The organism is Endozoicomonas sp. ALD040, from assembly GCF_049275945.1.
In the GTDB taxonomy this organism is placed as follows: Bacteria; Pseudomonadota; Gammaproteobacteria; order Pseudomonadales; family Endozoicomonadaceae; genus Endozoicomonas_A.
In genome coordinates this window covers 5,189,357-5,213,770 of the sequence record NZ_CP184829.1, presented here as the reverse complement: position 1 = coordinate 5,213,770, position 24,414 = coordinate 5,189,357, and the positions used below count along the sequence as shown (strand labels likewise).

Sequence of the window (24,414 nt, the reverse complement as noted above, 5' to 3'; positions counted from 1 at the left end):
CTCTAAAAGTACAGGGTTTTACGCTCTTTCCGGTGAAAAATTGACGGCTTACTCAGAACCCGTAGCTGACTCTGGCAATAAAACCATAAGCCTTGAAGCTGTCCATCCAGTCATAGTGATAGCTGATGGTAAAGGCCAGGTTGCTGTGGCTCTCCATATTAATCACTGCATCGAACTGGTAACGGCTTTGTTCACGTTTGGCCCCGCTCATCAGAAAAGCATTGCCACCCTGGGCAAATTGCGCGGTCATGCTCACCGGGTCATCCTTGAAATCGTGGAAGGCCATCAGGCTGACTTCAGGTTTGACGGTCATACTGGCTGTGGTGATATCGCCCGACAGTTTCAGACCAGCGCCCAGTTCCAGTATCTCGTAAGTGTCGCTTTTGACTCTTGCAAACCGCAGGATATCTGACCAATCGTTAACGCTTGTCTCCCGGTAGTCGTCTGGCTTGATGCTGGCATAGTTGAAGGCCAGTTGTGGCAACCAGTGCCATTCTCCTGACTGACCCAATGGCATTTTATAGCCAGTCAGAAGACCAACATCCCACGAATTGAGATCATGTTTGGCCTTGATCTCATTGCCGACAACGTTACGTTTACCATCATTATTACTCCAGCTGTAACCTATACGGCCATCGACAAACACGGAGCCCTGCGCAAAGCTCGAATAGACGCTGAAGGTATGCCCTTCGGTATCAATCCTGCTGCTTGAGCCATCGGTCCCGTTAACATCACCCTTTGAGTAGGTATAGGCGACACCTAACGTCATGCGTTCATTCAGATCAGAGTCAACACCCATTGTGAAGCCGTGGGTTTTGGCTTCATAGCCGTTGTACCCGTCCTTTTTATCCTGCCTGGCATCCGTGTTGGCATACTGCATCCAGACATTACCGGAGGCAACCATATCACCCGCAGCAATACCGTTGCGAAGGCCAGTCTGTCGGGCGCCAACTGCAGTACGGGCCTGTCTGATCGAAGCGTTGGCAGAACTTATGGACGCACCGGACAGGTCCGGAGTCATCTGGTTGACAATTTTGGCGACTTCGGCAGTGTTGTTATTGATCATCTTGACCTGACTCAGGATCCAGTTATTCAATGGTTCACTGTCGTTTGATTGACGGGTAGTCAGTGCTATTTCAATCGCTTTCAAGGCTGAATCGTTGGCACCGCCGGATCTGGCAAGATCCGCAACAAATGTCGCTACATGGTAGCTGACAAGGAACAGCTGTCTGGCCGTCAGGCGAAGGTAGTAAAGGGTGTGAGGAGTGAATGAAGTCGTTACCAGGGAGGGCATTGTTTTAATGTCGCAGTCGCTTGATTGCATCAAAAGATATTCGGTGCTCTCACCGATATCCGGTTGATTATTCAGTAAAACACCGGCTTCAGGGCCGACTTCAATTCTGCTGGCTTTGATGTAAGGTGCTTTCAGGTCACGCAGTTCATCCAGAGTCACTACCAGTGTGCCCTCTTGCTTATAAAGACCTGCCACTTCCAAGGCACTGTCACGTCTGGACGACAGAGCTGCAGAAGGTGCCTTCGGGTATAAAGTACCGCCTTTGTTAATATGGACAGTTGTCTTGGCCAAGGCGGTTGAGGTATCAGATTCAGCTTCTGAAACAGATTGTAAAAATTTGACGGGAGTGACAGACAATTTCAGGTTTGAGGTCAGGGTCAGTTTGCCTGAAATGCTCACTGTTCCCATAGTCTCAATCAGCTGACCGCCGAATTGAGCCTCCGGACCACTGAAGGTCAGGGAGTCCAGCCCGATAATGTCGCCCTCTACGGTACTGTTCTGAACATCCAGACTGTCACCTTTACCCGGTAGGCTCCGGATGCTGCCAATGGTGCCAGCCTTAAGGACAATGTTGATGGGTGGGCGGTGACCCGTGTCATCAAACTTCATCTCCTTTATTGTGCCACGGGTGTTTAATGGTACTTTCTTGAAAAGTACCGCTGACTTAGTGAATTTAAGAGGTAATGTTAAAGCACCGCCAGCAGGGCCTGCGTCTCTGGTCGTTATCAGTCTGGCTGTACCGTCTTCAGTCACCGTGATGCTTAATGGGTTCTGTATTGCAATGGTTTCCCATTGTTTGCCTGTGATCGAGACATCATCTATGCCACTGACCGATCCAGTGATCTTGCCACCGCTGAGAAACAGACTATCGCCGTGGCCTTGTTGACCTTTAATGTTTTCGGTGATGCCATCGAGATGGTTCAGAAAGAGTTTCGGACGTGCGGAGTCTGGCCCTGAGAGATCGATTTCATGGATTTCACCGCCTTCATTATTGATAGCAAAGGCTGACCGATTAAATAAAGACTTTTTAAAGCCTAATACCAGACGATCAGTTCCTTTTTCAACCTTTGGGTCATCCGTGATTCTGTTAACGACAGCGCCTTTAACAAGGTTCACAATGTCAAGATTATCCATTCTCAAATAGCCCCATGTATCTCCCTGCACGATCAGGTTGTCAAAGCCGCTCTGTTCCCTGATAGTGCCTGCGACCATTACAAGAGTGTCGTTCATTCCAGGGCGTGCTTTTACAAGGTCAGCAGCTCCACCGGATTGGATAAATTGCAGTGAAGGGCGGTGGGCGTCGCTGGAAAAGTCCAGGCTTGCCAGTGTTCCATGGTTATCCACTTTAAAAAAATCGTTGTTGCTAAAGGTGCCGTTAAATGCCACAGCTAAGGTTTTATTGCCATAGGTGGAACGAGTATTGATGCTGCTGACCTGGGCATCAGGATTTATGGTTATGGAACTGGGGTTGTTGACTTGCCCTGACACCGACCAGGCATCTGCACTGTCCAGCAGGATGTGTCTGGCTCCTTGAAGCTTTCTGATCTGGGCTTCACCTTTCAGCCATAGATCTGCCTGTTTATCGGCATGACTGGTAATAATGACTGGATGATTCTTATCACTGATGATGCTCAGGGTCTCTTCTGGAACTGTTTCCTGATCTTTTTTGTCGTAAACACGGATCTGATGAATGGGGCTTTCCAGAGTCACTTGTCGTGTATTTGTGGCCCAGTCCAGAAAATCCCATTTTTTACCTGTTACCCTGATGGTATGGATGCTATCAACCGCTCTTTTTACTGAGCCGGAGTCCAGTATCAGTTCATCATTTTTATCAGAGCGACCTTTGATTTCTTTAACTATTTCACCGCCTTTCTGAGAGAGCTTTAAAGAAGGGCGCTGAGCATGAGCGGACAAGTCCAGGCTCTCCAGTGTTCCATAGTTATCCACTTTAAAGTCGTCGTCGGCATCAATATTTTTAAACACCAGAGCCAGAGATTGAGTCCCGAATCCGGAGTGGGTACTGATATTCTTGACCTGTGCACCCGGTCTTATGGTTATGGAGTCAGGGTTTAGTACTTGCCCCGTCACCGACCAGTCTTTAGCGCTGTCCAGCCAGATACCCCGGGCTCCTTCAAGATCGGTGATCCGGGCCTCACCTTGTAACCATAGATCGGTTTGTTTATCGGCATGACTGGTGATACTGACTGGATTGCTACGGGTGATGATGCCCAGAGTCGCTGCTGGCAACCCTTTTTTCCATTCCTCGTCTGTCTGCTCTCTCTGGTCTGAAACACGGATCCGCTGAATAAGGCTGTGCAGATCCACTTTGTGTGTGCCGGTGGCCCAATTCAGAAAAGTCCATTCCCGACCTGTTACCCTGATGGTATGAATATCATTAACCGCTTCTGTCAACGAACCCTTGTCAAGTATCAGTTCATCATTTTTATCAGAACGACCCTTGATTTCTTTTACTTCACCCCCTTTCAGAGAAAACTGCAATGGAGGGCGGTTAGCGTTACTGGAAAAGTCCAGGCTTCCCAGTGTTCCACTATTATCTACTTTAAAGACATTGTCGTCTGTGTAGGTGCCGTTAAATAACAGGGTTAAGGTTTTATCCGAGTTTCCCCTGTTTAAGTGGGTGGAGTGGGTATTGATACTGCTGACCTGTGCTTCAGGGCTTATGGTGATAGCATTGGAGTTGTAAACTGAGCCATTGACCGACCAGTCTTCAGCACTGTCAAGCAGGATATTTCGGACACCCTTAAGATCGCTGATGTTAGCTTTTCCCCGCAACCATAGATCCGTTTGTTGATCAGCATGACTGGTAATACTGACTGGACTGTTGCTGGTGATCAGGTTCAGAGTGGCGCCTGGCACGACTTCCTGTTGTTTCTTGTCGGAAACCCGGATCTGATGAACAGGGCTTTCCAGGATCACTTTTCGTGTGCCGACGGCCCAGTTCAGAAACGTCCATGCTTTACCCGTCACATTGATGGTACGGATATTATTAACTTCGCCTGTTACTGAGCCGGTGTTCAGTATAAGTTGATCATCCCGATCAGGATGACCCTTGATTACTCCCATCTCACCCCCTTTCAGAGAGAGCTGTAGAGGTGGTCGTTTAGCGCCGTTCGAAAAGTCCAGTCTCTCCAGTGTTCCGCGGTTATCTACTTTAAAAAAGTTATCGTCAGTGTAGGTGCCGTTAAATGTCAGGGATAACGTATTATCGCCGTGACTGGAGCGGGTATTGATGCTGCTGACCTTGGCATAGGGAGTTATGGTTATGGAGTCAGGGTTGGGGACTGATCCTGTCACTGACCAAACCTCAGCACTGTCCAGCAGAATATTCCTGACTCCATGAAGATCGCTGATCTGAGCTTTACCTCGCAACCACAGATCCGATTGTTGATCAGCATGGCTGGTGATACTGATTGGACTGTTGCTGTTGACCAGGCCCAGAGTGCTGCCTGGCAAGGTTCCCTGTTCTTTCTTGTCGGCAATACGAATCTGATGAACAGGGCTTTGCAGATCCACTCTCTGTGTGCCGGTAAGCCAATTCAGAACCGTCCACTCCCTACCTGTTACCCTGACGGTATGGATATTATCAACCGTTCCTTTCACTGAACCCGTCTTCAGTTCAAGTTCATCTTGTTTATCGGAACGACCTTTGATGGCTGCTGTTTGACCTTGTTGCAGAAACCACAGCCTGGGACGTTCAGCGTCACTCGAGAAGTCCAGACTCCCTAATTTCCCCTGATTATCCACTTTAATGAAGTCGTTGTTGGTATAGCTGCGGTTAAATGCCAGACTTAAAGCGCCACGGTCACTGCCACGGCTGGAGTGGGTATTGATGCTGTTGATCTGCGCACCGTCATTTATATTTATGGAATTGGGGTTGTACACTGGCCCTGTCGCTGACCAGGCGTCAGCATTGTCACTTGTTACCGTGATGGTAGAGATATCATTGACCGCTTCTGTTACTGACCCCTTATTCAGTACAAATTTATCATTTAGGTCAGAACGGCCCTTGATGGTTCCTGTTTCCCCCCCTTCCAGAAACAACAATAGAGGTTTTCGGTCGTCTTTTGACGATAGATCAATCGTCTTGATGATGCTCTCAGGCAAGCTATGAACAACCAGATCACGAGCAACCAAAGTTGATTGGCTGAACGACAGATACAGTGATTTGGATTTGTTCGAGGGACGTTTAGTAGTTATCTCTTCAATCTGACCTCCTGAACCTGCTGTAATGGTGAGCAGGTCAGGCAAAGGTGCAACAGGCGAGACTGACCAGTTCCCGGAATGGTAAACAGCTATATGTTTTAGCTCCGGTAAATGATTAAGCTGAGCGCTACCGAAAAGGTTCAGACTCTCTACCTTCCCTCCCCCTTCAGTATTTATGTCCAGTTTGTTCTGGCTCTCACTTGTAGTAGCAAACCTTAAGGAAGCGTCAGGGGCTTCATGGGAGGATGCTATTGTATCGCTCACAAACAAGCTATTGATTTGACTGGATGTATCAAACCTTGTCGCCTCTGAAATCCAGCCACTCAGGCTCCAGCCTGATCCGGAAATCTTAATGGTGGAAAAGCCGGAAATATTGCCCTTTATGGATAATGTCGTATTTTTACCCGGAACTTCTTCAGGAAGAGCAATATAAAGAGTGTTGTCTTCGCCACCAGCACCCTCGATGTTTCCTGTTATGAATCCTCCGTGCAAATACAGAGGGGATTGACTTGCCTGCTCCATTTTAATGGCAGGCGACCCCTCAATGACGTATCCGGGTTTAATGCTAAGGCCTCTTGGAAAATTACCAGAATAAAGCAATCCGGTGCCAGTACCTCTTATGGTTCCCGCATTCACTAACTGACCATTGCCTGAGATTTTGATGCCAATGGCATTATCTTTGGTAAAAATATCACCACTGTTGTCTACTTTAGCTCGATGTGTGTCTGTGCTCATACCAACACTATCGTCGCCAGAAACGTTGATAGTGGCCCAGTTGGCAGCGGTGGAGGAGTAACCGACCGGGGGCGGGTTACTGGCATCGGCGGTTGCAGCCATACCATAATTGTTTTTGCCATTAACGTTGAGGGTGCCTCTATTGCGAACTTCTGCATTACCCTGTTCTACTCCGAAGTCGTGGACATTTTGATTTCTGGCTTTCATTCCATAGGACGGTTGGTCGCTTGAGGACTGGCTAGACAAGTTAAGAGTGCCACTGTTTGTACCCAAACCGTTGATAATGAGAAAGCCCATTGCGGGAGCGCTTAAAATATTAAAGGTTCCATTTATCTCATTAGCGGCCTCAGAAGCTTTGTGCGCAGCCTGAAAGGCTGTGGGTGCAGTTCGTCTCTTTATCCCCTGAATAGTGACTATGCCCTCGTTGCTGATAGTATCCCCATATTTGGTCAGGGCCATGACGACGTCTGCAGCGTAACCCTTCTTCTCCCGTGCACTGCTGAGTATGCCTTTGTTAGTGACTCTATTATTCATGCCTACAGCGCTGACGATCATATGAACCCCGGCCTGCACTTTATTGCCACTGGGTAATTCGCTCGTCAGAGAACCTTCGATGTTTAATGTTCCATTCACCATTTTTATGTAATTTATCCCGTCGGGTTTGGATGGATCAGCGGGACCTATGGTAACGGAACTATCTTTTGGGATGGATTCTACCCACTCTACAACTTTGGTTTTATGGGGGGGCCATTCCTTGGGGTCAAAGCGGCTGCCGCCGCTATCATCTCCCAAAACCCACCCGGAAATCACAGAAACAACGGCAAAAGCCAGAATAATCTTCGAGTAAAAAACATGAGGCCTGGGATGACTCATTGATAAACCTTCAAAAGTCATTGGAATATCAGCAGGAGGCGTATTATGGGAAAGAGGCGGCAGACAGTTTGGGAGAAACCACCGCTGAAAATCTGATTTGGCGTTCGAAAGACGACCGGAGCTTGACCACGCTCATTTTAGGTAATCAAAGGAATGTTTTGAAATACCCATTAATTTTAAAAAACAGGTTTTTAGCCCGAAAAACGACACAGTTTACGTATTCCGGGGCTGACTTTGATCCCTCATCTGCTGTTTAATAGCCCAGCTTCAAGTCATAATGAAGTGACTTGAGTGAATGTTGTCATGACGACATAGCTGCCATTCTTGGGCTCTTCACTCACATATTGGCGTTCTTTGGGATCTTCAGAGATAGTGAGTATAAAACTTTCTATCATTTCGAACCGCTTGGCTGGCATATTCCAGCCCATGCATTCGTATGGCATTCGCAATCTTTTCTTTGTGATCCCCAACCGGCAAACCCGGTGGCACATAAAACGCCAGACGCTCACTGAAGGAGGGCTTGATAACATAATATTGACCTTTCAATTGAGGATACATAATGTCAAAAAATGGCATAGCTGCTTCAGGATTTCTGAATAAAAAATGCTGCAACAGTTCCCTGCGGTTGTTATCACTGCGCTCATCACTCATTAAAAGCGCCTGAAGATCGTCCTTTGATTTTATCGCGCACCGGGATAAACGTTGAACATCATCAATAAACTGTTGGTATTGCTTGCTTAATAACGGGTAGCAAAGAGTAACTTTGTGTAAATAGGTATAACTGATTGAGAAAAGGCACCGTCGAAAGGCGAATCTATCGGCTTCTGTCGCAATATCGCGATCAAGCCGTTGTTCAAGCAAGTTAAAGTCCCACTGGTCCCCTTCAAAAATGGGTTTATCGTTCAAATTCATATCCACATCTTTAATATCACGTAACACTATGATTAGTTTTTGAAAGGCATTTTGCAGGGTTTCAGGTGATCTTATTCGGGGACATTCGATGATAACTTCACTGGCTACGGCATTGATACTTGTCTTTAAGCCATCGGTATTATTATCGAGTACTATCTCTTTCAGTAACTGCACCATAAACCACACACGCTTTAATTTGCCGACTGCAAAGTCCCATTCTTTACCAAAGGTGTCAGCAAATTTAAGCCGCAAGGTTCGTCCTTTGCCCCCTTCTGCATGTTCAAGCAGCTCAATAACACTCATATGATTGCCAAGCCTCAGGTTAACAATCAAGGCATCGTTCAGACTGACGACAGTGGCTGTAAAATTAAATTGTTCCATGGCTGCTGCTGCGGAAGGCGTCAGTAGCGGCGGCCTTTCACAAGGGGTCGTACAATCAACATAAGTGATATCCTTTCTCTTGGATATACTGCCTTGCCCCGAACCCAGAGTCACGGGAGCCAGCGCCTCGACAAAGCGCTGGTGCAGGGCAAAAATCAGGTCATGGACACTTTGGACCTGTTCCGCCTCCTTTGGGTTGAGTTTTTGCAAACAGGATTCCAGTTCCTTGCAATCTACCAGCCACTGACGAAATATTACCGGGGAAAGCCGCCCTTCTTCAGCGGTTTGTATTGCAGAAATGATACTCTCCAACTTTGATTCGATGGCCCGTTTCAATGCCTGGAATCGTCTGCTCAGTTGCGGGAATTCAACCCGCAACGAGTTGACCAGAGGCGAATCCGTTTTACCAGCCAGCCGCAAGAACGCCTGATACCCCTCCAACATGACTTCAGCCCCACGAATCAGCTGGTTTACGTCGTTCCTGATCTCTGCCAGTCGTTGCGATCGTGCTGGCGACATGCTCAGTTTTATGGGGTTTGCCAGACAACCCAATCGGCCATCGGAGGCAAAAAATGCCAACAAACGGGCATTTTGGTCTGTGAGCCAGTGAAAGCAGCTGGCGACCTGACGGAACTGGCATCTATGAGGGGACAGTTCATCCCTTGAAAGGCTGACTTCCTTCAGGGGCGCATTAGAAAAAGCTGAGGACAGGCTGCTGTGACTGGCCAGTTTTTCAGTAAAGTTACCGGCAACAATAAAGGCTCCGGGCTTACCCATGAAGCGGGCACAGGCCAGCGTCGCCTGTTCACCAACCTGAGCGGCCAACGCCGAATACTGGCCACTGGCCCGCATTAAAGTGACTTTTAGCTGTCTCATGAGGATCGCTACATGATCATTGAATCCGGCATAGGCAAAGACAAAGCCACCTGCCCGCTTCAGGAACCCGGACTCAAGCATCCAGTCTTTAGCCTGTTGAGCCACGACAATGGCGCCCTTTGGCATAGTGTCTGCCTGTCGTTCATTGGCCAGCCAGATTGGCCCTGTGCAATAGCCTTCGCTGATGCTCTCGCCAATGGCAAGACTCTCTTCGGGTATGGGCATGACAAAATCCATACCGCCCGAGAGCTGGGTAACAGGGCGCACCTGCAACAGGAATAAATTACCCTGATGATCGATGGCAAACTCGACATCCACGGGACAGAGCAACAGGTTTTCCAGCTCTGTCACCGCCTGGCTGAGTTTTGTAACCAAATGATCACTGAGTTTATGCCTGCCGTCGTCTGTTTGTGCGTCAGCATTCTGAATAGCTGTTTCTGAATAACCCTTGTTGTTTTTGTGCAAGACAAAGTGACTTGAGATCGTACCCGGAAAGTATTGAATGCTGTCAGCTCCTTCCACGCGAGAAATGTCAATGCGGTGAGGTGTGTTACCAGACTGCCCTGCCACTGCCCCCCTGGGTTGACCGGGTGTGTACTCAACCCTGATGGTACCATCCTGAAAAGATCGAAAACTCATGGCGACCCCGCCGTATTGGCAATCAATGCACTGCTGGATGATCAGCGCCATGGGTTGCGGTATGCCTTCGGGACAGACTTCAGGCCGGTAAGCTGAGGCCATGACCTTCAGGCAGGTACTTAAAACATCGTCTTCTTTCTGGACGACAGAGAGGTATTTGCCCGCCTGGGCATCGCCGTAGTTATCTTCGTTAATACCAGAGCTGCGGATAATAATCGGTTGAGAGGTGGGGCACCCGTCCAGCTGACGACGCAGATCCCTGATTTTTTGCGCCGCTTCAGAGTCTTTAACCTGTTGGTAATAGTCTTCACTGGCAATAAATTCCGCCAGACCTGCCAGCCAGTCATCCTTTTTGCTTTGCTCTGAAGGTGGCAAGGTATTAAGGTATTCCCGGATGTTCGTCAGGCTGGTCAGTGCATCGGGTTCATCAACATTCACAGGGAGATAGCGGACTAACAGCTGTCTATCCAGAGGGTGTTTTTCGAGCATACTTATGACCTGGGCTGTCACACATTCAAAGGGCGGAACAGACAGACCGGCTTTTTCCATGCGCATCAAAAACATCCCCTTGCCCCCCAATTGTTCCCGGTCGGAGAAAGAATGGTCAGCAGCCTGACCTGGAACAGGCGAACTACAAATGCGCTTGACCAGCAAAGTCGAGGCGGGAATACCGCTGGGATCAAGGGCACCGAAATATCTTTTAGGTGAATCACCAGCCCTATTGGATCGAGTGCCAGCCAGGGTATTCTGATTTGGATTTGTTATCGGGTTTTTAGGATCTGATGTCTCAGAAGTAGCACAATGCATAAAATATCCCTTTCATTATGTTCATCTATGAATCAACGGTTGATACGTTAATTGACTACTTTCTATAGACATTGATGTTTTTATAAAGTTCAACCGTACGGCTGAAGTGGTTAAAACGCCGTCTGCTGGCCAATACTGTCAGAGCCGGTCAGACCTTGTTGGCAGGGTATTTCGAAGAATTCAAAAACTGCCGGGTTTCTTATGGTTGCTGCATTGATAAAGTCATAATCCATTTGAAGCCTTGAAGCAGCAAATTCGAAAGCAAGACAGTTCTGCTCAATTAAGCCCAGCATGTACTCTCGATCATTCAGTAAGGTTTCACTGGCATAATATAAGCTACGAACATCACCAGAGCTTGCGAATTGTATAATTTTTTTATCGCCTCGTAATCTTTCACTGGCATGACGCAGGGCTTGCGGAAACGTCTCAACAGCGGCCATGACCACCGTTTCATCATCCCGAAGTGTTGCGCTGGCATATTCCAGCATACGACCATTCTGAGAGACTGCGGCCATGACGACCTCTTTATTGTCAAGAAGTTCCGGGCTGGTATATTGCAACTGTCTGGCCTTCTGAGTGACTGCGGCCATAACAACCTCTTTATCATTTTTCAGTTCTGTACTCACATATTTCAGGTCACCCGGATAAACTCTAATGGTGGGTAACACAACCTCTTTGTCACTTCGAACCCGTTGGCTGGCATATTTCAGCCCATGCAAGAGTAAGACATTCCTGACCTTTTCTTTATCATCCGGAACTGGCTGACCCGGAGGAATATCAAACTCCAGTCTGACATTAAAGGATGGTTTGATAACATAGTATTGACCTTCCAGATGGGGATACACATGGGCAAACAATGGCACAGCATGTTCCGGATGTATCAATAAAAGATGCTGTAATAGTTCCCTGCGGCTGTCGTCACCGATCTCATCACTCATTAACACTTTCTCAAGATGGCGCTCTGATTTACCTAAACGTCGACAATGATCTATAAACTGTCGTTGTTGCTGGTTGTTCAATAACTGGTCGCAGGGAATAAGGCATTTGTAAAAAATGTATAATTTCCAATCATAAAACATTGAGAAAAGACAATGATGAAAAGCGAATCTATCAGCTTCTGTGGTAATATCACGATTAAGGCGTTGTGCCAGCAGGTTAAAGTCCCACTGATCTCCTTCAAAGATGGGCAGGTCCGACAATTGTTGATCCAGATTATAGGTATTGTTTAATACAGTGATCAGTTTTTCAAAGGCACCCTGCAGGACTGGACGTGATTTTATTCGGGAGCATTCGACGATCATTTCACCTGCTACTTCGTTGCAGCTCAGCTTCATGCTCTGCGTATTTTCTCCCAGTTCGATCGCTCTCAGTAACTGTGCCAGAAACCACATGCGCTTTAACTTGCCGGGATTATAAAGACCTGATGCACGATGCTTACGAAATTTGTCAGAAAATTTCAGTCGCAAGGTTCGTCCTTTACCCCCCTCTGCCTGTTCGAGCAGTTCGACAAGGCCTACATGACTTCCTAATTTCAGGTTAACAATCAAGGCATCATTCATACTGATGACAGTCGCTTTATTCGCTGATTTTCCGATGGACTCCTTGCCGAACGGAGTCAATAGCGGTGCCTTTTCACCCGACTTACCCGGAGTGGTGCAATCAACAAAGGTGGCTTGCCCTTGTTTGGATAGCCTGCCCTGACCCGACCCCAAAGTGACCGCTGCCAGAGCCTCTACAAAGCGCTGATGCAGAGCAAAAATCAGTTCATGGACACTACGCACCTGCTCGGCCTTCCCGAAGTTGAGCGCTTGAAGACAGGATTGCAGCTGATGGCAGTCTACCACCCACTGACGAAACATTAGCGGGGAAAGCTGCCCGTCTTCAGCAGCTTGCATTCGCATAATGATATTCTCCAAGCCGGATTGGATGGTCTGTTTCAGCGTCTCAAAGCGTTTGTTCAGTTGCGGTAATTCATCTCGCAATGTCTCAATCAGGGATGAACTGCTGTTGCCCGCCAGCTGCAGAAATGCCTGGTACACCTCCAACAGCTTTTCAGCGCCATAAATCAGTCGTTTTATGTTCTCTCTGGTCTCAGCCAGTAGCTCTGATCGTTGCCGCGACATGCTCAGTTTTATCGGGTTGGCCAGGCAATCCAGTCCACCACCGGAGGCAAAAAATGCCAACAGGCGGGCGTTTTGATCCGTCAGCCACTGAAAACAGTTGGCGACCTGGCGAAGTGTGTCTTCAGAGGGAGACAAATCATCCCGTGACGGGACGGCATTTCCCAGGGGCATATCTGAGAAGGCCGAGGATAAACTTCTGTGGCTGGCCAGTTTTTCGGTAAGGTCACCGGCAACAACAAAGGCTACGGGCTCACCGTTAAAGCGGGCGCAGGCCAGTGTCGTCTGTTGGCCTTTCTGAGCGGCCAATGCCGAAAACTGATCATCGGCCCGCATTAAGGTTATTTTTTCTTGCCTCATGAGGATCGCGACATGATCATTGAATCCTGCTTTGGCAAAGACAACCCCCCTCACTCGCTTCAGGAACTCAGGCTCAAGCATCCAATCTTCGGCATGGTCGGCCACGACAATGGCTCCTTCTGGCATTGAATCTACCGCTTGTTCTTCCGCCAGCCAGAGTGTACCGGTGCAATAGCCTTCGCTGATGCCCTGACCACTGGCCAGGGTCTCTTCTGGTATAGGCATGGCAAAATCCATGCCGCCAGAGAGTCGGGTAACGGGGCGTACCTGTAACAGGAACAGGCGACCCTGACGATCAATGGCAAACTCCACATCCACGGGGCAGAGCAACAGGTCTTCCAGCTTTGTCACCGCCTCCATGAGTTCTGAAACCGTTTCATCAGTGAGTTGCAGTCCACCGTCGCCTGATTGAGCATCAACATGATCAATTCTTACTTCCGAATAGCCGTTATTATTCTTGTGCAAGACAAAGTGACTTGAGAGGGTTCCGGGAAAGTATTGATAGCTGTGAACTTCTTCTTTGTGGCCCTTGCGATAAATATCGAGGCGGTGGGGCGTGTTACCGGACTGCCCTGCCACTACGCCCCTGGGTTGACCCAGTGTAAACTCTGCCCTGACAGTATTATCCTGAAAAGATTGAAAACTCATGGCGACCCCACCATATTGGCAGTCAATGCACTCCTGGATGATCAGCGCCATGGGTGGGGGTATGACTTCGGGACAGACTTCAGGCCGATAACCTGAGGCCATGACCTTAAGGCAGGTACGCAAAATATCCTCTTCTGCCTGCACTACCGAGAGGTATTTACCGGCCTGGGAATCGCCGTAGTTATCTTCGTTGATGCCTGAGCTGCGCACAATAACCGGCTGTGATGTGGAGAGTCGGTCCAGCTGACGGAGCAGACCTCTGATCTCCCGGGCCGCTTCAGAATCTTTGACCTGTTCGTAATAGTCATCACTGGCCACAAATTGCGCCAGACCCTGCAGCCACTTATCCCTTTTGCTTTGCTCTGAAGGCGGCAAGGCATTGAGGTGGTCACGGATGTTCTTCAGGCTGGTCTCAGCCTTCAGTTCGCGGTCAATCCCGGGAAGATAGCGGTCAAGTCTATCCAGAGGGTGTTGTTCAAGAGCATTCATGACTTGAGCAGTAACACACTCGAACGGTGGCACAGACAGACCGGCTTTCTTCATGCGCTGCAAAAACATTCCCTTGCCCCCAAATTGTTCCCGGTTGGAGGGGGAACAGTCAGCAGCCTGACCTGAATCAGCTGGACGGCAGGTGCGCCTGGCGAGCGATGCTGGGTTGGGAGCGCCACCGGGATCAGAATTGCCAAAATACCTTTTGGGAGAATCATCAGTCCCGATGGATGGACTACCATCCTGGATATTATGATTTGGAATCCTTGTCAGGCTTTTAGAATCTGACATCTCAGCAGTAGCAGGTAACATCAAGACATCCCTCACATGTTAAAATCATCCATGATTTAATCGCTAAAGTTCAATAGATTACTTTCTTTTGACAATGACATTGTTATAAAGTTCAACCGACAGCCTGAAGCTGACAATAGAAAAAAAGTAATGAGCTGGTAACAACCTTTGCACCGGTCAATGTCCCCGGAGTTGAAAAGAACTTAAGTACTCAACCATACGAAATCATATTTTCTGACTTATTGTTCAGGCACTCGCGGCAACTGCTCCTGCGTTGCTCTAGGAGCTTGTCCGAGAATAGACTGCCCTACTGCGGCGGCAGCAAATTGGTCTGAAAATCCGCTTTTGTTCGTCAAATAGCTCGCTATTCTCCTCACAAAACCGAATTTTCATCCTCAATTTTCTGCCGTCCTCGATACGGGCGCTATTCTCGGACAAGCTCCTAGGAGCCTGACCGAGAATAGGCTTATCTGTTATGATAAGCCTTAAACCAACTCTGATTATGCCAAATGTCACCACCACCAAAGTTTAAGGACAGTCCTGTTGAGTTTGATCAGCATCTGCTGTTCCCAACCAACGTTTTCGATTTGCTTCCCAAAGATCATGATTGTTTTATTTATGAAAGCATTTTTCAGAACATTAATACGTCTGAAGTCGAAAAAAAATATCACCACCTTGGTCAGCACGCATACCCTCCAAAGCTCATTGTCGCTATTCTGATCTACGCGTACAGCCATGGTGTTTTCAGTTCCCGTGAGATTGAGCGACGGTGTCGACAAGACTTGGCGTTCATGTATATCTCACAAATGAACTGCCCGAATTTCAGGGTTCTTGGTGACTTTCGTAAGGATAATCTGTCGTTTTTCCATGACTGCTTCAAACAGTCAGTCAAACTGGCCATTGAACTCAAAATGGCATCACTGGGTCATATCAGCCTGGACGGCTCCAAGTTCAAAGCCAACAGCTCAAAACACAAGGCCATGAGCTACGGGAGGCTCAAAGCGAAAGAGGCAGAACTCAGTGCCGAAGTGGATGAGCTGATCAAAAAAGCCAGTCAGTGTGATCAGGAAGAAGATGACGCCTACAAAGCAACCAATGGTTACAGCATTCCTGAAGACCTCCAGTTTAAAGAAGAGCGCCTGAAAAAAATCAAAGAGGCCAAGAAAGCACTTGAAGAACGTGAAAAAGCTTTAAATCCAGACAAACCAATAGACGACAAAAAGCAGATCAGTTTTGCAGATCACGATGCCCGCGTGATGAGCAAGAAGGGGTATTGTGAGTACAGCTACAATGCTCAAATTACAGTTGATTCCGATAACCAGATCATTGTTGGCCAGCATGTCAGCCAACACGCCAACGATGTACAGGAAGTGGAGCCGGCGCTGAGGGCATTATCAGGAGCCACTGATGGCGCGGCTGTAGATAAGTGGAGTATGGATAATGGTTACTTTTCAGGGTCAAACTTACATACAGTCGAGCGACATGAGATTGATGCCTATATCGCAACCGACAAGGCGGAGAAGCCTGCCGCTGACGACCTTGAAAGCTCTGACAGGAAGTTTGTCAAAGCGGATTTTGCGTATGATTCCGAAGCTGATGTATTTATCTGTCCGGCAGGGGAAAAGCTGGTAACGAACCCGGCCAGCAAAAGCAAAAGAAAAAGCTACCGGGCAAACAAGACGGTATGCAGGGAATGCCCTTATCGTCGGAATTGCAGTGATTCAAAGAAAGAGGCTGGCAGGGTTATCCGTACCGATAAGTTTGAAAAAGCACGTCAGGCTATGAATAAGAAAATGGAGACAGCCGGTGCGAAAGCCATATATGAGCGTCGTAAAGTTATTGCGGAGCCACCATTTGGACAGATAAAAGAATCTGGTTTCCGAGGGTTCAGTCTCCGCGGCAAAGAAAAAGTTTCAGCGGAATTTTCACTGGTATGCACTGCGCATAATATCAAAAAATTTGTAAAAGCGGCTTCCACGAGGTCAATCCGTCTCGAAGATTTGAAAGAGGCTAAAAAGGCAGCATAGAGGCTGTGAGAAGGCATAAATATGCAAAAATGAGCAAAATCCCACTAATAATTGGATATTTTTTGCTCATTTTAAGATTTGGGAAAACTTCTGTTGGTCTGGTTGCGCTATTCTCGGTCAGGCTCCTAGGAGCCTGACCGAGAATAGACTGCCCTACTGCGGCGGCAGCAAATTGGTCTGAAAATCCGCTTTTGTTCGTCAAATAGCTCGCTATTCACCGGGTAGAAGGAGCTACCAATTGTAGCTCCAACCCCCTCAGATCCCGGCGTGCGGATTTCCCGCACCGGGCTCTTCGATATTTGACTCACAGCACAGCCATGGATTTCATTGCCATAAAAGGCAGCATTATCCTCGGTTTCTGTAGCGGCAGAAGCTGCTTGAGGTTATGGTACTTTTCCCATGGAATCTTGCCTTTCCGGCATCGGCTACACAGCATCTTGTACCAGTAGCGGTCAACAAACCGGTAAAGCTTCTCCATACTTCGGAAGTTTCCTCCCAGACCGTAATACGCATAATGCCCTCTCAACCGTCGATTGATCGCTGTCACTTGTTCGTGCAGCGGTTCATGGCGTATTCGTCTCAGCAGTTCCTTCAGTTTGGCTATGCTGCGTCTTAGGCGGGATTTTTCCGTTCTCCTTCCCACCATGAAGTTTCCTTTCAGATTCCTTGTGCAGTAGTGCGTAAAGCCAAGGAAGTAAACCGTTTCCGGTCGTCTTCCCCCACGACTGGCAAAACGTCCGAACCTGACTAACCGGGTTTTATCCCGCTCCAGTTTCAACGCAAACTTCTCCAGTCGCTGTGGCAGCACATTCATGAACCGCTCCGCATCACTGCGATACTGAAAACACACCACAAAGTCATCAATGTACCTGATCAGCCATGCCTCGCCTTTTAGCCGAGGCTTGACCATGCACTCGAACCAGAGGTCAAGTACATAATGCAGGTACAGGTTGCTCAGAACTACGCTGATCGGCCCACCCTGAGGCGTACCTTCTTCACACTCTTGCAACTCCCCGGCCTCCATCACCCCGGCTTTCAACCAGCGCCGTATAAGGTTCAGGATTCTGGGATCACCGACCCGGTGTTCCACAAAACGAAGCAGCCATCCATGGTCAAGACTCCCAAAGAAGTTCTTCAAGTCCGCTTCCAGCACCCAGCTGACCTTTCGGCCTGAAACCACCTCGTTAAAAGTGGACAGGGCATGGTGCGCTCCCAGTCGTGGCCTGCCACCCATGGAACAGGGCAAAAAGTCCTGCTCATAAATAGCATTCAGCACATCAGCAACACTTCGCTGCAAAGCCCGGTCATTGATGCAGGGAACACCCAGAGGGCGCTTTTCCTTTTTTCCCGGCTTGGGTATCCATGCCCTTTTGACCGGCGGTGCCTTGTAGCCTTGCCGATGGATAGACGTCAGTGTCTGTTCCAACCACCGCTTAAAGTCTTTCTTTGTCTCTTCGACAGTCAGCCCATCGACTCCGGGCGATGTGTTGTGTGGAATCTTGTTCAGATTCATACACAGGCTCGCCGGGGTAATATGATGTGCCAGACTTGTAAAGCGAAGTTTCGGATAACTCCGGGCTTTCGCTGCTACCCTCTCCAGTCCCGTTGCCATGGCTGGTTTACCTTCTCACTGCGTAAAAGACCGTAACTCCCTCAGATGTGGAGCCCATGTTTCCCTGGAAAGGCTCAAATACCGCCAGCCGCTTCCCCATGTGACGGGCTCTCCCCGCCTCGGAGTACTATCAGCTGGTCTGACTTCCTGAACGTCATCAAGTCGTTCTTGCTTTACAGGCTCGTCGGACCCTACAGGCTCCGCCTGAACGTTCAGGATCTCCCTTGTTCACGTAAAATCATTCGATAACATGCCGTGGGTACGAACCCCGGAAGCAGTCGGGATGCCTTGTCATTAGCGGAGCTCCCGACTTCCGCTTTCCCCATTGAGAAAGAAGGTCAGCTACTTCAACCACGTTCAATTTCGGGGCTAATTATCCCTTAGCAGACGTTACGGCCTGTTATCACCCTGTCTACGCTTCGCAGTAGTCGTTACCTTCTACCACGCAAGACTCGGTACACGGCTGCCGACCACAGCTTTACCGCGATGACCATTTCAGGTCACAAGATTTTACGCGCTTGCAAGGCGCAATCCTCACAAAACCGAATTTTCATACTCAATTTTCTGCCGTCCTCGCTACGGGCGCTATTCTCGGTCAGGCTCCTAGGAGCCTGACCGAGAATAGCGCAACCAGACCAACAGAAGTTTTCCCAAATCTTAAAATGAGCAAAAAATATCCAATTATTAGTGGGATTTTGCTCATTTTTGCATATTTATGCCTTCTCACAGCCTCTATGCTGCCTTTTTAGCCTCTTTCAAATCTTCGAGACGGATTGACCTCGTGGAAGCCGCTTTTACAAATTTTTTGATATTATGCGCAGTGCATACCAGTGAAAATTCCGCTGAAACTTTTTCTTTGCCGCGGAGACTGAACCCTCGGAAACCAGATTCTTTTATCTGTCCAAATGGTGGCTCCGCAATAACTTTACGACGCTCATATATGGCTTTCGCACCGGCTGTCTCCATTTTCTTATTCATAGCCTGACGTGCTTTTTCAAACTTATCGGTACGGATAACCCTGCCAGCCTCTTTCTTTGAATCACTGCAATTCCGACGATAAGGGCATTCCCTGCATACCGTCTTGTTTGCCCGGTAGCTTTTTCTTTTGCTTTTGCTGGCCGGGTTCGTTACCAGCTTTTCCCCTGCCGGACAGATAAATACATCAGCTTCGGAATCATACGCAAAATCCGCTTTGACAAACTTCCTGTCAGAGCTTTCAAGGTCGTCAGCGGCAGGCTTCTCCGCCTTGTCGGTTGCGATATAGGCATCAATCTCATGTCGCTCGACTGTATGTAAGTTTGACCCTGAAAAGTAACCATTATCCATACTCCACTTATCTACAGCCGCGCCATCAGTGGCTCCTGATAATGCCCTCAGCGCCGGCTCCACTTCCTGTACATCGTTGGCGTGTTGGCTGACATGCTGGCCAACAATGATCTGGTTATCGGAATCAACTGTAATTTGAGCATTGTAGCTGTACTCACAATACCCCTTCTTGCTCATCACGCGGGCATCGTGATCTGCAAAACTGATCTGCTTTTTGTCGTCTATTGGTTTGTCTGGATTTAAAGCTTTTTCACGTTCTTCAAGTGCTTTCTTGGCCTCTTTGATTTTTTTCAGGCGCTCTTCTTTAAACTGGAGGTCTTCAGGAATGCTGTAACCATTGGTTGCTTTGTAGGCGTCATCTTCTTCCTGATCACACTGACTGGCTTTTTTGATCAGCTCATCCACTTCGGCACTGAGTTCTGCCTCTTTCGCTTTGAGCCTCCCGTAGCTCATGGCCTTGTGTTTTGAGCTGTTGGCTTTGAACTTGGAGCCGTCCAGGCTGATATGACCCAGTGATGCCATTTTGAGTTCAATGGCCAGTTTGACTGACTGTTTGAAGCAGTCATGGAAAAACGACAGATTATCCTTACGAAAGTCACCAAGAACCCTGAAATTCGGGCAGTTCATTTGTGAGATATACATGAACGCCAAGTCTTGTCGACACCGTCGCTCAATCTCACGGGAACTGAAAACACCATGGCTGTACGCGTAGATCAGAATAGCGACAATGAGCTTTGGAGGGTATGCGTGCTGACCAAGGTGGTGATATTTTTTTTCGACTTCAGACGTATTAATGTTCTGAAAAATGCTTTCATAAATAAAACAATCATGATCTTTGGGAAGCAAATCGAAAACGTTGGTTGGGAACAGCAGATGCTGATCAAACTCAACAGGACTGTCCTTAAACTTTGGTGGTGGTGACATTTGGCATAATCAGAGTTGGTTTAAGGCTTATCATAACAGATAAGCCTATTCTCGGTCAGGCTCCTAGCTCCTGCATCCATGCAGTCGTGATGCGTTGCAACTCTGGTCACATAGCTTGCTATGTTCCCGTCGTTGCGCCTTGCAGAGCACCTGCCCAATAAGCCAGAAATATTCGATTCCGCATGGCTGAGTACTTATTTGCAGATTACCCGACGTATTGACGAACTTCGGGGTTTCTGGAGATTGCTAAATTGATAAACTGAGTATCATTTTGAAGGCTGTTAGTAATATTTGAGAAAGCAAATGAATCGATTGCAATCAAGTCCAGCAAAAACTCGCGATCATTTAATATCTGTTCACCGGCCCCTCTTAAATAACACATACTTTTAGCAACGGCTATTCGAACAATATTTTTATCGCTTCGCAATCTTTCACTGGCATACTCCAGGGCTCCGGCATACTGTTTGACAGCAGCCATTACCACTTCCTCATTATCCTTAACTTTCTGGCTGGCATATTGTAGCTGAGAACCATTCTGAGTGACTGATGCCATGACAATATCGCTGTCATTCCTCAACTCTTTACTGACATATTCCAGTTGTTCAGGATGTTTTAAAATGGCGGGCAACACAAGGTCTTTATCATTCAGAACAGCCTGACTGGCATATTTCAACCCATGCTTGAGCAGGGCATTTTTGAACTTTTCTTTGTGACCCCCAGATGGCTGACCTGGCGGAACATAAAACTTCAGACGTGTACCGCAGGATGGTTTGATAACATAATGTTGACCTTTCAAGTGAGGATACATAATCTCAAAAAATGGCATAGCGGTTTTAGCATATGTCAATAAAAAATGCTGTAAGAGTTCAATACGAGTGCCCTCACCGATCTCATCACTCATTAACTTTTTCAGAAAATGGTCCGCCGATGTTCTCATGCACGTTTCCAAGCGTTGAACACAACGAATAAACTGCTGGTGTTGTTTACTTAATAAATGATAAAAACGCGGAACTCTATGTAAATAAGTTCTGGCAATTGAGAAAAGGCAGTCTTTAAAGGCAAATCGATCGGCTTCTGTGACAACATCGCTATCAAGGCGCTGTGCAAGTGTGTTAAAGCACCAGTGATCTTCTTCAAAAATGGCTCTGTCCAGAAAAACATCTAATTGATCAGTAGCACCTAGCACTGTTAGCAATTTTTCAAAGGCATACTGCATGTTTTTCGTTGATGTCATTCGGTGGCATTCAAGGATAATTTTTCCCGCTGCGGCGTTGCAACTGAGCTTCATGCTATCAGAATCTTTATCCAGTTCGATCACTTTCAGTAACTTGGCCAGAAACCACATACGCTTTAACTTGCCCGGTTGATCACTGCCATCAGGTTTCTGAAACTGGTCAGAAAATGTCATCCGCAAGGTTCGTCCTTTACCCCCCTCTGCGTGTTCAAGTAGTTCGATAACACTCATATGTTGACAGAGCGACAGGTTAACAATCAAGGCATCGTCCAAACTGACAACAGACCCTGAAAGCCATAATTTATTCAACATTGCTTTGCCGGCCGAGTTCAATAGCGGTGTCGCCTGACTGCGGGTCGTCCAATCAACATAGGTGATGTTATTTCCCTCAGATATCCTGCCCTGACACAAATCCCGAGTAACCGGCTCCAATGCCTCTACGAAACGCTGATGCAGGGCAAAAATCAGCTCATGGATACTACGGATCTGTTTAGCCTCATCAAGGTTGAATGCCTGAAGACAGTATTGCAGCTGATGGCAGTCTGCCACCCACTGACGAAACACTCCCGGGGATAACTGCCCTTTTTCAGCGGCTTGCAGTGGCAGAACGACACTCTTTAGCCCTGATTGAATGGTCTCTTTCAGCATCTCGAACCGGTTGTCCAGTTGCGATAATTCATCGCACCTTGACTTGACCTCGGATGAAGGCCATTTACCTGCCAACTGCAAGAAGGCCCGATACCCATCCAGCATTGCTTGAGCCCCATCAACCAGCCGATTTACACTGTCCTCAGTCTTTGTGAGTAGCTCTGATCGTTGTGGCGACATACTCAGTTTTACTGGGTTTGACAGATAATCCAGTCCACCGCCAGAAGCAAAAAATGCCAACAGCCGGGCATTTTGATCCGTGAGCCATTGAAAACCGCTGGCGACCTGATGGAATGTGCCTTCAGGTGGGGACAGATCCTCCCGGGACGGGGCAACTTTTGCAAACAGCGCATCAGAAACAGCTGAGACCAGACTTTTGTGACTGGCCAGTTTTCCGGCAATGTCACCGGCAACAATAAAGGCTCCGGGCTCACCGTTAAAGCGGGCGCAGGCCAGCGTCGCCTGTTGGCCATGGTGAGCGGCCAAGGCCAAATATTGGCCACCAGCCCGCATCAGGGTTATTTTTCTCTGCCTCATGACTATCGCGACATGATCATTGCATCCTGCTTCGGCCAGGACAAAACCCCCTGCCCGCTTCAGGAAGCCAGACCCAAGCATCCAGTCTTCAGCGTGGTGGGCCACGACAATGGCGCCCTCTGGCATAGATTCTGCGCGTTGTTTATTGGCCTGCCAGAGTGGTCCGGTACAGAAGCCTTCGCTGATACCCTCGCCAATGGCCAGGGTCTCTTCGGGTATGGACATGGCAAAAACCATATCGCCAGAGAGTCGGGTAACAGGGCGCACCTGCAAGATGAACAGACGACCCCAATGATCGATGGCGAACTCAACATCCACGGGGCAGAACAACAGGTTTTCCAGCTCTGTCACGATATTTCTGAGTTTTGAAATCATCTTATCAGTGAGTCGCTGCCCGCCGTCGTTTGATTGGACATCAGCGCCAGCAATTCTTTTTTCCGAATAACCGTTATTGTTCTTGTGCAGAATAAATTGGCTTGAGATCGTCCCGGCAAAGTATTGATAACTGTCAGCTCCTTCTCGACCCTCGCGAGAAATATCAATGCGGTGAGGCGTATTACCAGACTGCCCTGCCACCACACCTCTGGGTTGACCGGATGTGTACTCAACCATGAGGTTATCATTCTGAAAGGATTGAAAGCTCATGGCGACGCCGCCATACAGGCAGTCAATACACTGCTGGATGATCAGTGCCATGGGTTGCGGTATTCCTTCGGCACAGACTTCAGGCCGGTAGGCTGAGGCCATGACCTTAAGGCAGGTGCTTAAAACATCGTCTTCTTCCTGAACGACAGAGAGGTATTTGCCCGCCTGGGCATCGCCGTAGTTATCTTCATTGATGCCAGAGCTGCGAACAATCACGGGCTGTGATAGGGAGAATCCGTTCAACTCCTGGCGCAGATCCCTGATGTGTTGCGCCGCTTCAGAACCTTTAACCTGTTCGTAATAGTCATCACTGGCAATAAATTCTGCCAGACCCGCCAGCCAGTTATTCTTTTTGGTTTGCTCTGAAGCGGACAAGGTATTGAGATGTTCCCGGATGTTCGTCAGGCTGGTCTCTGCGCCCCATCCATGGGCGATCCCGGGGAGATAGCGGGCTAAACGATGGGGGTCCAGAGGCTGTTGTGCAAGCGCATTCATAACTTGAGCAGTGACACATTTGAAGGGTGGAACAGACAGACCGGCTTGCACCATGCGCAGCAAAAACATGCCCTTACCCCCAAATTGTTCCCTGTTGGCGCTAAAACAGTCAGCAGCCTGATCTGAAACAGGTGAACGGCAGGTGCGCTTGGTTAGCGACCTTGGATCGGGAACGCCACCGGGATCAAGATCCCTGAAGTGCCTTTTAGGCAATTCATTGACCTCAGTATTCTGATTGGGGTCGGTCGCCAGGTTTTGATGATTTGAAATTTCAACAGTAGCAGTAGCATTTAACATCAAGATATCCCTCTAATGAT

General features: G+C 48.2%; 7 protein-coding genes. 1 reads left to right on the top strand and 6 read right to left on the bottom strand.

Annotation, left to right across the window (positions count from 1 at the left end):
- Positions 1–52: 52 nt before the first annotated feature.
- The 3 genes from ACOJUN_RS18925 to ACOJUN_RS18915 all read right to left on the bottom strand — a co-directional run bounded on the left by ACOJUN_RS18925 (position 53) and on the right by ACOJUN_RS18915 (position 14,670).
- Positions 53–7,147, bottom strand: coding sequence for an autotransporter outer membrane beta-barrel domain-containing protein (locus tag ACOJUN_RS18925; RefSeq protein WP_422133449.1), 7,095 nt, complete (start codon positions 7,145–7,147; stop codon positions 53–55).
- 342 nt (positions 7,148–7,489) lie between these two features.
- A complete protein-coding gene (locus ACOJUN_RS18920; protein WP_422133448.1) occupies positions 7,490–10,741 on the bottom strand; it encodes a PEP/pyruvate-binding domain-containing protein in 3,252 nt (1,083 codons plus the stop codon).
- 110 nt (positions 10,742–10,851) lie between these two features.
- The gene (locus tag ACOJUN_RS18915) at positions 10,852–14,670 is read right to left on the bottom strand and encodes a DUF4116 domain-containing protein (protein WP_422133447.1); all 3,819 of its coding nucleotides are present in this window, start codon (positions 14,668–14,670) and stop codon (positions 10,852–10,854) included.
- A 488-nt stretch (positions 14,671–15,158) separates the two neighbouring features.
- Between ACOJUN_RS18915 and ACOJUN_RS18910 the strand changes: the two genes are divergently transcribed.
- Positions 15,159–16,676: an IS1182 family transposase gene (locus ACOJUN_RS18910; RefSeq protein ID WP_422132798.1), complete on the top strand. Its 1,518-nt coding sequence runs from the start codon at positions 15,159–15,161 to the stop codon at positions 16,674–16,676.
- A 304-nt stretch (positions 16,677–16,980) separates the two neighbouring features.
- Here ACOJUN_RS18910 and ltrA read toward each other — a convergent pair whose 3' ends face one another.
- The 3 genes from ltrA to ACOJUN_RS18895 all read right to left on the bottom strand — a co-directional run bounded on the left by ltrA (position 16,981) and on the right by ACOJUN_RS18895 (position 24,394).
- Complete coding sequence (ltrA, locus tag ACOJUN_RS18905) at positions 16,981–18,288, bottom strand: group II intron reverse transcriptase/maturase (protein WP_422132384.1); 1,308 nt, start codon at positions 18,286–18,288, stop codon at positions 16,981–16,983.
- A 732-nt stretch (positions 18,289–19,020) separates the two neighbouring features.
- Positions 19,021–20,538 carry an IS1182 family transposase gene (locus ACOJUN_RS18900; RefSeq protein ID WP_422132798.1) on the bottom strand — a complete coding sequence of 506 codons (1,518 nt, stop codon included), beginning with the start codon at positions 20,536–20,538 and terminating at the stop codon, positions 19,021–19,023.
- Between the two features lie 205 nt (positions 20,539–20,743).
- Positions 20,744–24,394: a DUF4116 domain-containing protein gene (locus ACOJUN_RS18895; protein WP_422133446.1), complete on the bottom strand. Its 3,651-nt coding sequence runs from the start codon at positions 24,392–24,394 to the stop codon at positions 20,744–20,746.
- Positions 24,395–24,414 lie beyond the last annotated feature (20 nt).

Excerpts from the sequence above, each read along its gene's own strand:
- ACOJUN_RS18925 (WP_422133449.1), bottom strand. The coding sequence starts at position 7,147 with ATGACTTTTGAAGGTTTATCAATGAGTCATCCCAGGCCTCATGTTTTT.
- ACOJUN_RS18920 (WP_422133448.1), bottom strand. The coding sequence starts at position 10,741 with ATGCATTGTGCTACTTCTGAGACATCAGATCCTAAAAACCCGATAACA.
- ACOJUN_RS18915 (WP_422133447.1), bottom strand. The coding sequence starts at position 14,670 with ATGTTACCTGCTACTGCTGAGATGTCAGATTCTAAAAGCCTGACAAGG.
- ACOJUN_RS18910 (WP_422132798.1), top strand. The coding sequence starts at position 15,159 with ATGTCACCACCACCAAAGTTTAAGGACAGTCCTGTTGAGTTTGATCAG.
- ltrA (WP_422132384.1), bottom strand. The coding sequence starts at position 18,288 with ATGGCAACGGGACTGGAGAGGGTAGCAGCGAAAGCCCGGAGTTATCCG.
- ACOJUN_RS18900 (WP_422132798.1), bottom strand. The coding sequence starts at position 20,538 with ATGTCACCACCACCAAAGTTTAAGGACAGTCCTGTTGAGTTTGATCAG.
- ACOJUN_RS18895 (WP_422133446.1), bottom strand. The coding sequence starts at position 24,394 with ATGTTAAATGCTACTGCTACTGTTGAAATTTCAAATCATCAAAACCTG.